Raw genomic sequence first — 15,264 nt, 5'->3', positions numbered from 1 at the left:
TACTAACCATGAAACGTTTCGTATTAACAGCCGTTTTGCTTGTATCAAGCCTATCCATGTTTGCTCAAACATCTACCACCGTGGACAAAGACCCCATCAAAAAAATCGAGGTGACAGGCACTGCCGAACTCGAAATCGTACCCGACGAGCTTTATTTCACTATTTCGTTGAAAGAATATTTTAAAGACGAAAAAAATCAGAAAGACAAAGTATCGCTCGAAACGCTTGAAAAGCAACTGATTGAAGCCGTTAAAAGTGCAGGTTTGCCCAAAGAAAATCTTTCGGTCAGTGGCGTAACAGGCTACCGCGAATGGACGGGCAAGAAAAAACCCCAACACTTTTTGGCCGCCAAGCAATTTCAACTGAAACTTTCAAACGCGAATAATATCAACGACCTCATGGCCAAAGTCGATGACCGTGGCGTCGAATACGTAAACATGAGTCGGGTCGAACACTCGAAAAAAGAGGAGTTTCGCCGCCAAGTAAAAATCAACGCCCTCAAAGCGGCTAAGGAAAAAGCAGGCTATTTGTTGGAGTCGATCGGTGAAAAACTAGGCGAAGTACTCGAAATCCACGAAGTAGAAGAAGGCAACGTCTATCCGATGTACAAACAAGCTCAGTACAACGTACGAATGATGGCCGCTGATGCCATGCCTGAGTCGGGCGGTGGACTTGAATACGAAAAAATCAAGTACAGCTACCGTATGAATGCGACGTTCCGCATTAAATAATTGGTTGTCAATCTTCAACCTACTCCAACCTCCCGAAAGTTTTGAACTTTCGGGAGGTTTTTTTTTAGCCTAAATCGGCCTTCCATTCCACGCGCAATACCCGCGCATTGACCCCCAAATCGGCCATGAAGTGCATCCAATGCAGCTGCTGAGCCGAAAGGTGGTCGGTCGGAGACTTTACTTCCACGAGCTCCAGTCCTTGTTCGCTCCACACCATCAAATCGGGAAAACCTCGGGTGTTTTCGCGTAAATTCGTCGCCATTTCGAGCAAAATAGCCCGCAGCTGCATCGGGCTGAGACTTTGCGCAATCAATTTCACCAATTCCAACAAGATGTCATTCCAATCGACCAATACGTTGGCAATCCCAAACTTTTCGATAAACGTACTTTCAAGCACTTGGGCAACTTTTTCGTTGGTATCCAACTCCGACAGTCGCTCACGGATTTGGGGAGCACGTTTTCGGTAAAAATCAGGTTGGTAAAAATCCGATGGCATCCGTTGCAAGGGATGATGGATAGCCTGAACGTTAGTATCGTAAATAATTTCCCAAAAAATAAGCCCAAATAGCCCCCGCCATGGATAATTTTCGGCATGAACAGCCCCGTAACCTTTTTCTACAAAATAGTCAGCCACTCCCTGTTCGACCCGATACCGATAGCTAATCGGGACTTGTACACTGCTCGATTCTTGCAAAAACCGCGTGACACTCTTTTTCACCCGTTTTTTGGTACTCGTAATTTTTTCCTGAAAATCAAGCGCAAAAAAACGTTCATCGGCATTTTGGGGGGTATGCGCAATCGCCTCGCACAACGCCATAGCCTCTTCCACAAACCCCATCCGATGCAGCAGTCGAACCCGACGCTCCCGCGACGGAATCTGGTCGATCAACTGATACACCGTTAGCGCTTGTTCGGGTAATTTTTGTCGCTCCAAAAACGCCCCCACTCGGTTTATCAGCTTGACATACCCAGGTTGGGCTACGTCGCTGAGCGTATGCAAGGCCGATTGCCAGTTCATAAACCAATCGAAAATTTCTTCGGGCGGAGTAGCTGCTTCCTGAAATTCATAGAATTGCTGCGCCGTCAGCGACACCATAAATTTATCCTCAGCATCTTGGCGCGTGCCAAAGCGTGCCGTGTAAGCATCGTCGCGGTAACGTTCAAAATTCACTTTGCCCAAATCACGCACCACAAACTCGGTCATGTCGGCATGACGATTGCCAAAAAACAAGAATTTTAGCATCATCACCTCCACTTCGTAGCCTACTTTAATCACAGGTTCCCCCAGCAATTCGGGGGAATTGATGCGCGATACCAATAGCTCAAACGTAAACGTATGACTCAAAAAACGAATCAAATCGGGCTTTTTGAGGGGTTTGAGCGATAATTCAGTCGGAGGTGCTAATTTTATCCATTCGTCTTTGGTAAATAAATTCAGGATTTCGCTGGCATAAGCTTCGTGTTTTACCTCCAAAGGTTCAATAAAACCGCGTTCTTCCAGTTCGTAAAGTGCCGCAGGAATATCTTCGAGTTCATTGTATTTCAACTTATTGGTTCTAAAAAAAAGCCCTCTCCGATTACTGAATCGCACAAAAAGGCACTGAGCATCTTCCGACAGCGCTCGAAAATCGGCGATAAACTGTTGTTCGGCTTCATTGAGGATTTCTCCGTAAAGTTTTTCCACAAAATCAACCAGAAACAAAAAGTAATCAAGGTAATACTTGGGCGGAAGTTCGACGGGAGGTGTGGCTTCGTTGGGTACTAGCGACTCCATTTGTGAGGGTTTGAATGGGTTATTGTTTGATTGTAGCTTTGGAATCGCAAAGGTGTGCCGTTGGATTCTCAAATCCAACACTGAGGTTTCTCAAAACCTCGTTCACAACTCTTGTTTTCAGAAACCGACCAGCCGTTATTGTAACCGCTGACACAAAAACGTGCAAATGCGTGCCGTTGGATTCTCAAATGCGTGCCGTTGGATTCTCAAATCCAACACTGAGGTTTCTCAAAACCTCGTTCACAACATTCGGTTTTCAGAAACCGACCAGCGGTTATTGTAACCGCTGACACAAAAACGTGCCGTTGGATTCTCAAATCCAACACCGAGGTTTCTCAAAACTTCGCTCACAACATTCGGTTTTGAGAAACCGACCAGCGGTTATTGTAACCGCTGACACAAATGCGTGCCGTTGGATTCTCAAATCCAACACTGAGGTTTCTCAAAACCTCGCTCACAACATTCGGTTTTCAGAAACCGACCAGCGGTTATTGTAACCGCTGACACAAAAACGTGCCGTTGGATTCTCAAATCCAACACCGAGGTTTCTCAAAACCTCGTTCACAACATTCGGTTTTGAGAAACCGACCAGCGGTTATTGTAACCGCTGACACGCGCTTTTGCGGACAAATGTCGTAAGTTTGCCCACAAAAATGTTTTGAATATCAATTTTAGCAACTATTTCGTTAAAATGGTACGAAATTCGCTTTTTAGCGTAGAAAAGCCTCTAACTTCCATTTTGAAATGAAGTCAACTCTTATTGCTTTTAGCTGTTTTATTTTTCCAACTGCGATTGTTTTTGCCCAGCCTAAAGTCGAAAACTTGGGCAATGCCATCAACTCCGAATACAACGAAATCAACCCCGTCATTTCTCCCGACGGCAAAACCCTCTATTTTGGGCGGGTAAGTCATCCCCAAAACGCCCACGGTCAAGAAGGAAGCCAAGACATTTGGTTTTCGGAGTGGCAAAATAGCCAATGGAGTTTGGCCAAACGAATGACTCCTCCGCTCAACAAAGAAGAATACAACTGTGCGTACAGTGTCACACCCGATGGCAATACCTTGCTGATTATGGGCGCTTACGACCGTGGTGCCTACGAAACGCGCGGATTTTCGTTTAGTAAGCGTACTGTCAATGGCTGGTCGGCTCCCAGTAAATTGAATATTCCAGGATTGGAAGGAATGAGTAAAGGCGAATACATGTGCGGTTTTTTATCGAACGATGGCAAAACATTGCTCATGGCTTTTAGCGAGAAAAAACGCAGTACCAAAGACGATTTGTACGTAAGTTTTCTCCAAAAAAATGGCACTTGGACCAAACCACAAACCCTCGGCGTAGAAGTAAATACCGACGATTTTACGGAAACAACACCCTTTTTGGCCTCTGACGGTGCCACCATTTATTTTTCAAGCGACCGCCCAGGGGGACAAGGTAGCAACGATATTTATTATACCAAACGCATTGATAAAACGTGGAAGCGCTGGTCAAAACCTGTCAATCTAGGCCCAGCTATCAATACCGATGGCTACGATGCCTATTATGCCATTGCAGCAGCAGGTGATTATGCCTACATGGTTTCAAAGAAAAATACCCTCGGCAAAGGAGACATCGTTCGCATTAAAATCAAATCGGACGAGCCTTCTGCCGCACCTATCGTACCTGCGCCTGACCCAGTAGCATTGGTGAGTGGAAAGGTTGTTGATACCAAAACGGGTAAACCGATTGACGCTCGCATCATTTACGAAAACCTTGCTGATGGTACGGAAGTGGGAACTGCTCAAACTGACCCCCGCACGGGAGAGTACAAAATTGTGTTGCCCAAGGGTGTGAAATATGGCGTGCGGGCAGTGGCGAAAGACTTTATTGCCGAAGCTCAAAGCATCGACCTTACCAACATGAAAGGTGGGTTTCAGGAAGTAAACGGAACCAACCTTACGCTTGTACCGATTGAAATCAATGCGGTTGGGGTACTCAATAACCTCTTTTTCGATACTGGTAAAGCAGCTTTACGTCCCGAATCTAATGCTGAGCTAGACCGTATGGTGCTCACTTTCAACGAAAATCCAGGCTTGGTGATGGAAATTGGAGGGCATACCGATAACGTTGGTACGGATGCTGCCAACTTAAAACTTTCGCAAGAACGTGCTGATTCAGTACGGGAATATTTTATTGGCAAGGGCATTGAACCCGACCGCGTGCAAAGTAAAGGCTACGGAGAAGCCAAACCAAAAGCCACCAACGACACCGAAGAAGGACGCCAAATCAACCGTCGGGTAGAGTTCAAGATTTTGAAGAAATAAAGGCTCTATTTTACTCAAATAAAGGGGTGCTCACAGTTTTCCGCATACGTCGGGGTGTGAGCACCCCTTCGCACGTCAATCGGGGTGTGAGCGCCGCTTCGCACTTACCATTTCTCAATGTCGATATGACGACGGAAGTTTCGCTTGGCGTGATTAAAGGGAATCGAAATTTTTAGCACGTTGGCTTGAGCATCAAAGCGTGCCACAATTTCCTCTACATTCACGTCATTTGGCAAAAACAAACTACCAATTGTATGGGCTGTTTTTAGGTTGTCTAGTCCCTCGGGACGTTCGGCAAAAAGATCGACGAAGTGATATACCCAAAGACGGTCATTGACGACATCTAGGCCAAAGTTGTCGGCACTTACTCCTGCTTTTTTGACTTTGACTTCATACCCTTCTTCGTTTTGCTGCACTGCCAAAGTAGGCTCGCTCATACCTCCGTTGGTGGTATTGGCGTAGTCGATGGCGGTAATTATATCTTGCGGAATTTCAATCTTTGCTTTCATTGTCGTAAGTGGTTGCTGTGTGATGATACAAGTACAAACCACATACCAACCCCATTTTCACGACAAAATGGCTTCTTAACAAATGTACTAACTGCCAGAATGGCGCAAAAACTCCACAATTTCTTCCATTGGGTACGGTTTTGCCCCATCAATCTCCATCAGATTGGCCAGCGAAGCAGGAGGTTGGCCGTAGGCTAAGAAACTTTCCCAAATGTACGTCACGTACCATTCGGGCTCTTGCCCCCAGCGCGTATCGGCCGCTTTCCGAATCCGAAAGGTTTCTTCCGAAATAACTGTAAAAAAACAGCGGTCGTACATCGAATTTAATTCAGCATCGGCAAACGCTAAAAACCCTTCAACCACCACAACGTCAAATTGAGTCTGCAAAAAAGCGACTGTTTTACGCAACAATTCAAAGTCAATCGAGGCAGGGATTTCCCAATCAATGTGATCGCGAACGAGTGGGATGTCTTCTATTCGGTTCACAAAATCGTCTTGGTGCAGCGTAATGGCCTTTTTGTTTTGCGAACGTTCGTGCCAAACCAGTGTTTCGGCGAGGGTAGTTTTTCCAGAACGGCTTCGGCCGCCGATACCAATAATCATTTTGTCTGTGGTAGGTTAAAGCACAAACTTAAAAGCAAAGTCCCTCAAAAACAACAAATCCCGACAATTGTCGGGACTGTTGCTTCGGTTTTCAATTGTTGATTTTTATCTTTTAAAGTGCTAACTCTTTTTCGGTTTCAATGGTCAACACTTCGGTATCTTTTAAGCGAACCGCCAATCCAAGCGTTTTTGGCACTTCGTAGTGGAAATAAAACTTCATTGTATGAATTTTGCTTTCGTAAAATGCCAATTCGTCGCCTTCAGGTTGTTGGGTAAGGAGCGCATTTTTGGCCACAACTCCTTGTTTCAGCCACTGCCACGCCACGGCAATAATCCCAAACATTTCCATAAACAACGTTGCATCCATCAAGTAGCGCTCAATGTCGCCCTGCATGGCATACGGCATCAAGGCCATCGTTACTTCTTGCAAACGTCCCAACTCCGCTTTCAACTTTTGGGCATAAGGCTTCAATTCCTCGTGGGTTTCGGCTTCAGCAATGGTTTTTGCCACTTCGGCAAACAGCAATTGCGCAGGTTTCCCGCCCTTCATGGTCATTTTACGTCCCAACAAATCCTGCGACTGAATGCCCGTAGTACCTTCGTAAATAGGCGTAATACGAATATCACGGTAGTATTGCTCCAGAGGAAAATCTTCCGTAAATCCGTAACCTCCAAGCACTTGCAAGCCATTGCTCACAGCTACCAAACCCATTTCGGTAGGGTACGTCTTCGCAATTGGCGTCAACAATTCGAGGATGAGGTGGTATTTTTCTTTCTCTTCGGGATCTTCACTAGCGTGGGCAATGTCAACACAACGCGCCGTTTCAAGCAACAACGACAGTGAACCTTCTACTACGGCTTTTTGTAAAAGCAACATCCGTTTTACATCGGGGTGCTGAATAATCGGAATTTGCGGACTATCCAATGCGCCTTTTTCGTTCAAACGGCGACTTTGTGGACGTTCTTTGGCGTACTGCACCGATGCACAATAAGCCGCCGACGCAATCGCCGCGCCCGTCATCCCGACGCCGATACGCGCTTCGTTCATCATCTGAAACATGTACGAAAGCCCTTTGTGTGGCTCACCCACTAACCAACCACGGCAGTCGTCGCGGTCGCCCATGGTGAGGTGCATGGCAGGCACACCTCGTTGTCCTAATTTATGATATACTCCCGTAGAAGTCACGTCGTTGTCAGCGCCATCTAGGCGGTATTTTGGCACCACAAAAAGCGAAATGCCTTTGGTACCTTTGGGAGCGCCTTCAATACGCGCCAACATCAAGTGAATGATGTTTTCACACTGGTCGTGGTCGCCCGCCGAGATAAAAACTTTTTGCCCTTTAACCAAATAGCTTCCATCGGTTTGCGGAGCAGCAGTGGACGTAATGTCCGAAAGCGAGCTACCCGCTTGAGGCTCGGTCAACGCCATCGTTCCTTGCCATTTGCCCGAAAGCATGTTGGCTACGTAGGTTTGTTTTAATTCATCCGTACCAAACGAGTTAATCAACCCCGCGGCTCCTGAGGTCAAACCCGTGTACATCATGCCATTGTTGGCCGCCATGACGATAAAGCCCAAGCACGAACTCACCGTTTCAGGCAGTTGTTGACCACCATCTTCAAACGAAAAACTTGTTCCAATCAAACCCGCTTCGCCCATCGCTTTGAGGTAATCGCCCACTTTTGGATGAACCGTCATTTTTCCGTTATGCAGTTCGGGGGGATTACGGTCAAGGTCGCGTAAGTAAGGATACATCAAATTATCCCCGATTTGGGTTACCGCATCAATCGTCATATCAATCGTTTCGCGGTCGTGAGCATTGAAATACGGGTATTTGTTAAGCGAGGCGGCGTCGAATACTTCGTGAAGTAAAAAGTTGAGATTACGACGGCTATAGTATTGTGCCATTGGAGGTTAAGTGTTTTGGGTATTATGCAAGCATACGGTTTGCAAATATAGGAGGAATTTCATTGAAACAAAAAAGGGAGATTATGAACGCCCTGAGACACATTATATTTACGTCTTCAATACGTATCGTAGAAGTACAGCCACCAGCAGCATCTCGTTTTTTATCGGGCTGGCAGGATAAATAGGAGGTGCCGTTGAGTAGATAAGTAGGTAGCGTTTAGTTTACCAGATAAAATAACTAATCGTAACCCGAAAAAATGAAATCAATTCTTATTTATCCTCTCCTTTTATTTTCCGCTCTACAGGCATCAGCACAGGCAAAGCGAGAAGTTTTTTTTGCAGATGTGACCGTCTATGTAGAAGGAGGCAAGTATTACCTTACTGGGTCAAAAAGTGGAAACGATGGGCCGCAAGGATTTGCGTTTTTAGAATCAAAAGACCTGAAAACATGGACACTCCCTGCGAAGTCAAAAGATTCACTGGGGATGGTTCTGACCAAAGGCGACCACACCTTCGGCACCAAGGGCTTCTGGGCACCCCAACTATTCAAAGATAAGGGCACTTATTATATGACCTATACGGCCGATGAACAAACCGTTTTGGCAGAATCAAAATCGTTATTGGGTCCCTACAGGCAAAAAGAAGTGGGGCCTATTGATGGCACTGAGAAAAATATTGATTCCTATATTTTCAAGGATTCTGACGGCAAATATTATCTCTATTGTGTCCGTTTTGACAGAGGAAACTACTTGTATGCCGCCGAATTTGACCTGAAAACCAGAAAGATAAAACCCGAAACCCTGAAAAGATGTTTTGACCAAACTGAATCTTGGGAGGCAACGCCTAATTTTAAATCAGGCCCCATTATGGAAGGCCCTACGGTTATAAAATTGAAAAATAAATATTACCTGTTTTATTCAGCCAACCATTTCCAGAATATCGATTATGCCATTGGCTATGCCGTGGCCGATTCGCCCTACGGCCCTTGGGTAAAATATAAGAACAATCCTATCATTCATCGTTCAATCGTTGGTGAAAACGGCTCAGGACATGGAGACCTGTTTGAAGGACTTGACAAACAACTGTATTATGTTTACCACATTCACAATTCTTTAGAAAAAGTAGGCCCGCGCAGGACACGCATTGTACCAGTCGTAAAACAATGGGATGAAAAAGCCAATGTTTACACGTTTAGCGTAAAAGGAAAGGAGGTCATTGTACCCGTAATTATTCCAACAAAGCGAGTCAGAAACTAAACCCCATCAAAAAAGCCCAATGAGTTCATTGGGCTTTTTGATAAATAAGAGATAATAGTTATGCCAACGTATTCAAGTCAAAAGGCAATCGACGAATGCGTTTTCCTGTGGCGGCAAAAACGGCATTGGCCAATGCAGGGGCAATCGGCGGGAGTCCTGGTTCGCCTACGCCTCCTGGCTCTGCACCACTTTCCACAATATGAATTTCTACTTTGGGCATTTCGTTCATCCGCATCACTTGGTACTGGTGGAAGTTGGTATGGTCTGATTGGCCATTGGTAAAGGTGATGCCTTTTTTCACCGCAGCCGTAATCCCCATCACAATATTTCCTTCAGTTTGGGCTTTTACGTTATCGGGATTTACGTAATGACCGCAGTCAATCACCGACACTACTTTTTCGATTTTTACGCCCGTGCCTTGTTTTGCTACTGTCACGCAACAGGCACTGATACTTCCAAACGATTTGAAAATTGCAATGCCTTTTCCCTGTCCCGCAGGCAGTTTTTCACCCCAATTGGCTTTTTCGGCCAGCGTTTCTAGTACTTTTTTGAAACGGGCATCGCTCATCAGTTCCAAACGAGCTTTCAATGGGTCTTTGTTGGCCGCGTGCGCCAACTCATCGAAAAACCCTTCTTGACTGAAACCAAAGTTGGACGCATACACCGAACGCCACCAAACGATAGGGATTTCGGTAGGAACGTGGGTATAAGAAATTTTAAACGCAGGAATATTATATTTCTGTTCTTTTTGACTCAACTCGCCACATACCCAGTCGTCGGGTTTGTTGCTAGGCGCTTTAAATACCTGAAACTGAATCGACTCACCAATCGGATGATGGTGGTAAGCCACGATGTTTCCTTTGGCATCTACCCCTCCTTGCATCCGCGCCATCATGCCTGGGCGGTAAGGGCCTTGTGTGATGTCATCTTCCCGCGTCCAAACCAATTTTACGGGCTTTTTCACGTCTTTTGAGAGAAAACAAGCCTCCAATAAGAAATCGTGGTACGCTTTACGTCCAAATGCTCCACCCAACAACGCTACGTTGATTTTGATTTGTTCGGGCTTTATTTTCAAATACCCTGCCAAATCGCGCAATGCCCAGTCGGGCCCTTGAATCGGTGCCCAGACTTCGGCCGTACCGTCGTCTTTGATGTGCGCAATGGCATTTTCGGGCTCCATAGGTGCGTGCGCCAAAAACGGTGTTTCATACACAGCCTCTAATTTTTTGGCAGCCGCTCCAAACGTCGCGGCAAAATCGCCTTCTTCTTCCGCTTTTAGCCCTTCTTTGGTCGCGGCTTCAGCACATTTTTTAAAGTAAGCGGCCGTTGTCAACGTTTGCCCTAACGTACCGTTATCCCACTGCACTTTTACCGCTTTTTTGGCCGAAAGCGCCGCCCAATAATTATCGGCAATAATCGCAACGGCTTCCGACGTACGGTGCGGCATTGGGCGCTCGCATTTTAACACTTTTTGTACTCCTTTGATTTTCAACGCTTCCGAGTCGTCGATGGATACTACTTTTCCGTGAATCATCGGGCTGTGTAGCATCACGGCATACACCATGCCTGGCACTTCTACGTCGATACCATACACGGCTTTTCCCGTTACGCGGGCAGGCACGTCCAAACGAGGTGCGTATTTTCCAATGATTTTAAAATCTTTGGCGTCTTTCAATTTAGGATTTTTCGGAATTTCGAGCTTTGAGGCATCGTCTGCTACTTCCCCGTAGGTCAACGATTTTCCGCTTGGACGGTGAATCACCTTTGCTTTTTCGACATAACATTCACTTTCAGGAACGCTCCAGCGCTGGGCAGCGGCTTTGATAAGCATTTCTTTGGCTGCCGCTCCTGCTTGACGAATCGGCGTCCATAAAGCGCGCACGCTACTGCTTCCACCCGAGGTTTGATTCCCGTATTTTCCTTTTCCGTCCGACTGCGCAATGGTTACTTGGTCGAGGCTTACTTCCAGCTCTTCAGCCAACAACGACGGAACCGCTTGGGTAGAGCCTTGCCCCATGTCGGGACGCGGGTTAATGAGGGTGATTTGTCCCGAAGGCTGAATCACAATAAAGGGGTTGATTTCGAGGGCCAACGACAGTGGGTCGGTAGTCATGTTTACGACGGCATTGCCTTTCGCAAAACTCGATACCCCCAGCACAAAACTCGCCGACGAAAGTCCGAGGGTTTTTAGGAATGTTCTTCTATTACTCATGTCTTTTTTTGCGTTTTGAGAATGGATTACTTACCTCCCGACATTTCGCCTTTGGGTGATTTAGACTTTGCCGCCGTATGAATCGCTTTACGAATGCGGTCGTAGGTACCGCACCGACAAATGTGGCCTTGCATGGCACTGGTAATGTCGGCATCGGTTGGGGTAGGTTTGTCTTTCAACAACGCCGCGGCCGCCATAATTTGCCCCGATTGGCAATAGCCACACTGCGGTACTTGTTCGTCAATCCAAGCTTTTTGAACAGGATGAAGGTTTTCTTCGGTACCAATTCCCTCGATGGTCGTAATTTTACTTCCTACCACTGACTGAACTGGCAATACACACGAGCGAGTGGGGTGACCGTTCATGTGAACAGTGCAGGCGCCACACTGTGCCATTCCGCACCCAAATTTTGTTCCTTTCAATCCAACAACATCGCGAATGGCCCACAAAAGTGGCATTTTAGGGTCGATATCAAGGTCATGTTTTTTTCCATTGATATCTAAAGTGATAGCTGCCATAGAATATAAAATAGCTTTGTTTTTTAAGTAAAGTTTAGGATAAAAACGGTCAAAACCAAGCGCCCCGACCGAAGATACATTTTTGCGACCTCATCCTACACAAACGAAGGATGAATCGACAAAATTTGAAAAGCGAATTTTCTTACAATGAAGTAAACAAATGAGCTACTGAATCATCGGTAAAACGCGCTTTTTGGGCAATACCGCGCTTTAAAAGTCGAACATAGTCTGACTTCGGAATCTCAATCGCCCCAAATCTACGTACATTGTCATTGATGAATTGGGTGTCGAGCAATTCATACTTTTGCCGACGAAGGGTTTCAATCAGGTAATGAAACGCGACTTTAGAAGCATTACTAACCGTATGAAACATGGATTCGCCAAAGAAAACTGCCCCAATAGCCACCCCATACAAGCCGCCAACGAGTTGGTTGTCAACGTAGGTTTCAACGCTGTGGGCAAAACCAAGTCGGTGCAGTTCGGTGTAGGCATCAATGATTTCTTCCGAAATCCAGGTGTTTTCTTCATCGGGACGCGGCGCGGCGCATCCCCGCATGACGCCCTCAAAATCGGCATTGATGCGTATTTCAAACGTGCCTTTGTTGAGAACAGGACGCAATGACTTGGCAGGTTTGTACGTATCCAACGGAATAACAGCCCGAGGGTCGGGAGAATACCAATACAATGTACCGTCGGAATCTGCCATCGGAAATATCCCATTCATATATCCGTAAATAAGATCGTCGGCAGAAAGTAAAGACATAGAATTATTGAAGGTGGTTACAAACAAAAATAGTATCCAACACGTTGAAAAACAAAAAAACCATGAAGTGGATTTATAGTATATTGTTGCTGATTTCAGCTTGTTCTGCTCAAAACTCGTCCTCTATGACACCCGAAACCCCTATTAATCAGGGCGAATACCGCTACCTTTCTCTTGGAGATTCATATACAATTGGAGAGCGCGTTGCCGAAAATGAACGATGGAGTGTTCAATTGAGCGAAATGCTCCGCCAAGAGGGGGTAAAAATTGGTACACCCGAAATCATTGCCCGTACGGGATGGACAACGGCCGAATTGGCAGAAGGTATTAAAAATAAGAACCCCAAAGGACCGTACAATTTGGTGTCGTTGCTGATTGGGGTCAACAACCAATACCGTGGGCAAAGTTTGGAACGTTACCGAACGGAATTGCAAGATTTGCTTCAACAGGCGATTGGGTTTGCGGGGGGAAATATCCAGCGTGTTTTTATGCTTTCGACACCCGACTGGGGCGTGACGCCCTTTGCCCGTGGCTCAGACACAAAAAAAATCGCGTCAGAGATCGACGCGTTTAATGAAGTAGCCCAACAAGAATGTGAAAAACTAGGAATTGCCTTTATTGATATTACCGCACTTTCAAGAACTGCCCAAAACGATGCGTCCATGATTACCTACGATCAATTGCATTTTTCGGGTAAAATGTACCGTCAGTGGGCTGAAAAAGCACTACCAACGGTACGTAGATTGCTCAAATAAGTTTATTTATTCAAAATGGCGAGTCTCCATTTTTTGCCGAGCCAAGTCATCGCGGAGTGTTTTCGCCATTTTTACAAACATGTCGCCATCGCTGGTATCAAACCCGTTTTGAATCAAGCCAAGGGCTTCTTTTTCGCTATCGTCTGGGCGGTCGAGTAGGTAGTACAATTTTGCCAAGTTGTAATAAGCCGAATAGCGCATTTTTTGTTCGCGCTTGTCGCTACCCTTGTATTTTCTCTTTAATTCTTCAAAATAAGACATCACTGGCCCCAAGTTTTTTTCCAACACCTTAATGTTGCGAAACGCCGACATTTCGGTCATCAGTTGTTTTACGGCTTTGATGGCTTCTTGCTGAATAGGGTACTCTGGGTGGCTTTTTGAATCCAAAATCCACAAATGGTCACGGCCTTTCGATTCGTCAAACCCGTATAAATCCGCCAATTGTTGGTTGATGGTTGAAATGGTTCGGTTCACCCATTCTCTCGTAATTTCCTCCCGAATCAAGACTTGGTTATCGCGGTAATAATCACGAACATCCATTGAGTTCTTAAATTCACTCGTTTTGTACGTTTGGCTATACGAACCCGTTGAACCAGACATTACTTTGAAAGATTCATTAGAAACATTGGCTTGCTGTAAAAAACGGTTTTTTTCCATCTCTTTGGCCTGTGCCTCTGCTTGTTTTTGGGTAGGCGTACGTGGCCCCATAATGGCATAATTTCCATCTGAGCTGTATTTTACTTCCGCCCAATAATATACTTTTCGTTCCGTCACTCGCCCGTCTTTGTCTTTCTTCTCTTCTACCCGCTCTTTGATTTCGTAACCCAAGATTTTGAAGCTATTAAACTGTACTTCCACGCCTACCGTGGGGTTCTGGCTTACTTTATCAAACCCACCCACGCGAATTCGATCGTAAATTTGGTTGACGTCCGTTACAATTCCGAGACTTTTGGATGTTTCCACTCGCACTCCAAAAGTACGCTTCGCAGGGTCGATGTATTCTTTGGGAAGTTTAAGGTAACTATAATCAAAAGAAAAGCGGTCTAAATCCACTTTTTGAGCAAAAGAGCTTATACTTAAAAATACGACACAGGCCCCAAATAAGATATGTTTCATAAGTAGTTTAGATAATGTTAGAGACGCAATTTATTAAAAATGGGAATGTAAAGCATAAAAAAAGGTTCTGTACGATTTGTCGGGAATTACCCTTCATTTCATACAGAACCCCTTACATTATGCAATAAAGTAGGGCAATTTGAACTTCTCACGTATTTTAAGACGAGAAGCAAAAAACAAAGTCACCGATTTCTAATTGAAAAAAAAGTTGATACCTAGCGAAAATTGGAGCGTGCGCACATCGGGTCGGTCTTGGATACCGCGACTGTTCACTTGGAAAGAGTTAAATTTCCCAAAAGTGCCCGTGGCGTTGGCGTGTAAGGCCAAATTGGGAGATAAAAAATAGTTTACTCCTGTTCCTAATGCCAAGGAAGGGCCTTTAAGACGGTATTCGACCAAATCTCCATTGAACAAAACGGGATTGATGAGCAAATTTACTCCTGCCACTCCTCCTTCTACGTAGGGTCGCAACCGCTGGAGCGTACCGCCAAAATGCACCCTAATGCCAGCCCCTAATGACGAAATGCGGTAGGTATCCCAGTCGTTTTTAATGGCAAATGTTTTGGCATTGTACTGCGCAAATACCTCAAAACGCTGATTCAGCCCATAGCCCAAACGCAGCCCACCTCCCACTCCTATGGGTTCTAATTCATCAAGATTTAAAAAATAACTCGACGACCAATTTCCCACTCCCGCATGAACGCCAATGTTGAATCCTTCGGTGTTAGATTGAATATCTTGTGCTTTGACGCTTGCGGCATAGCCTAAAAAGCCCATCACCATTACAAGTAATTTTTTCCGTATCATGAGTAAATGTTGT

13 protein-coding genes are annotated in these 15,264 nt (G+C 45.5%); 4 read left to right on the top strand and 9 right to left on the bottom strand.

Annotated features, from left to right (window positions below):
* Nucleotides 1-8: 8 nt before the first annotated feature.
* A complete protein-coding gene (locus tag FHS57_RS21440; protein ID WP_183977291.1) occupies nt 9-731 on the top strand; it encodes an SIMPL domain-containing protein in 723 nt (240 codons plus the stop codon).
* A 64-nt stretch (nt 732-795) separates the two neighbouring features.
* Here the strand turns inward: FHS57_RS21440 and FHS57_RS21435 are convergent, their stop codons facing one another.
* A complete protein-coding gene (locus FHS57_RS21435) occupies nt 796-2,505 on the bottom strand; it encodes a VRR-NUC domain-containing protein (RefSeq protein ID WP_183977289.1) in 1,710 nt (569 codons plus the stop codon).
* A gap of 744 nt (nt 2,506-3,249) precedes the next feature.
* Between FHS57_RS21435 and FHS57_RS21430 the strand changes: the two genes are divergently transcribed.
* Nucleotides 3,250-4,806, top strand: coding sequence for an OmpA family protein (locus tag FHS57_RS21430; RefSeq protein ID WP_183977286.1), 1,557 nt, complete (start codon nt 3,250-3,252; stop codon nt 4,804-4,806).
* Between the two features lie 104 nt (nt 4,807-4,910).
* Here FHS57_RS21430 and FHS57_RS21425 read toward each other — a convergent pair whose 3' ends face one another.
* The 3 genes from FHS57_RS21425 to FHS57_RS21415 form a co-directional block, all read right to left on the bottom strand.
* Nucleotides 4,911-5,315, bottom strand: coding sequence for an Hsp20/alpha crystallin family protein (locus FHS57_RS21425; RefSeq protein WP_183977285.1), 405 nt, complete (start codon nt 5,313-5,315; stop codon nt 4,911-4,913).
* Between the two features lie 87 nt (nt 5,316-5,402).
* The gene (locus FHS57_RS21420) at nt 5,403-5,918 is read right to left on the bottom strand and encodes a uridine kinase family protein (protein ID WP_183977283.1); all 516 of its coding nucleotides are present in this window, start codon (nt 5,916-5,918) and stop codon (nt 5,403-5,405) included.
* A 112-nt stretch (nt 5,919-6,030) separates the two neighbouring features.
* Complete coding sequence (locus tag FHS57_RS21415) at nt 6,031-7,824, bottom strand: acyl-CoA dehydrogenase (protein WP_183977281.1); 1,794 nt, start codon at nt 7,822-7,824, stop codon at nt 6,031-6,033.
* 257 nt (nt 7,825-8,081) lie between these two features.
* On the opposite strand from FHS57_RS21415, the gene FHS57_RS21410 reads away from it, so the two are divergent.
* The gene (locus tag FHS57_RS21410; RefSeq protein ID WP_183977279.1) at nt 8,082-9,080 is read left to right on the top strand and encodes a glycoside hydrolase family 43 protein; all 999 of its coding nucleotides are present in this window, start codon (nt 8,082-8,084) and stop codon (nt 9,078-9,080) included.
* Nucleotides 9,081-9,138: 58 nt separating this feature from the next.
* Here the strand turns inward: FHS57_RS21410 and FHS57_RS21405 are convergent, their stop codons facing one another.
* The 3 genes from FHS57_RS21405 to aat form a co-directional block, all read right to left on the bottom strand.
* Nucleotides 9,139-11,292 (bottom strand): xanthine dehydrogenase family protein molybdopterin-binding subunit, encoded by a 2,154-nt coding sequence (locus tag FHS57_RS21405; RefSeq protein WP_183977277.1) that lies wholly within the window; start codon nt 11,290-11,292, stop codon nt 9,139-9,141.
* Between the two features lie 26 nt (nt 11,293-11,318).
* The gene (locus FHS57_RS21400; RefSeq protein WP_183977275.1) at nt 11,319-11,810 is read right to left on the bottom strand and encodes a (2Fe-2S)-binding protein; all 492 of its coding nucleotides are present in this window, start codon (nt 11,808-11,810) and stop codon (nt 11,319-11,321) included.
* A 142-nt stretch (nt 11,811-11,952) separates the two neighbouring features.
* Nucleotides 11,953-12,573 (bottom strand): leucyl/phenylalanyl-tRNA--protein transferase, encoded by a 621-nt coding sequence (aat, locus tag FHS57_RS21395; RefSeq protein ID WP_183977273.1) that lies wholly within the window; start codon nt 12,571-12,573, stop codon nt 11,953-11,955.
* Between the two features lie 62 nt (nt 12,574-12,635).
* Here aat and FHS57_RS21390 point away from each other — a divergent pair, with 62 nt between their 5' ends.
* Nucleotides 12,636-13,328, top strand: coding sequence for an SGNH/GDSL hydrolase family protein (locus tag FHS57_RS21390; protein ID WP_183977271.1), 693 nt, complete (start codon nt 12,636-12,638; stop codon nt 13,326-13,328).
* 6 nt (nt 13,329-13,334) lie between these two features.
* Here FHS57_RS21390 and FHS57_RS21385 read toward each other — a convergent pair whose 3' ends face one another.
* Both FHS57_RS21385 and FHS57_RS21380 read right to left on the bottom strand, forming a co-directional pair.
* Entirely contained in the window at nt 13,335-14,444 is a 1,110-nt protein-coding gene (locus tag FHS57_RS21385; RefSeq protein ID WP_183977269.1) for a hypothetical protein, read from the bottom strand.
* A gap of 192 nt (nt 14,445-14,636) precedes the next feature.
* Nucleotides 14,637-15,251: an outer membrane beta-barrel protein gene (locus FHS57_RS21380; RefSeq protein WP_183977267.1), complete on the bottom strand. Its 615-nt coding sequence runs from the start codon at nt 15,249-15,251 to the stop codon at nt 14,637-14,639.
* Nucleotides 15,252-15,264: the final 13 nt, after the last annotated feature.

This window comes from Runella defluvii (assembly GCF_014195535.1).
GTDB classification, from domain to species: domain Bacteria; phylum Bacteroidota; class Bacteroidia; order Cytophagales; family Spirosomataceae; genus Runella; species Runella defluvii.
Note: the sequence above shows the minus strand (reverse complement) of the source record. Positions and strands in the feature narration are given on the sequence as shown.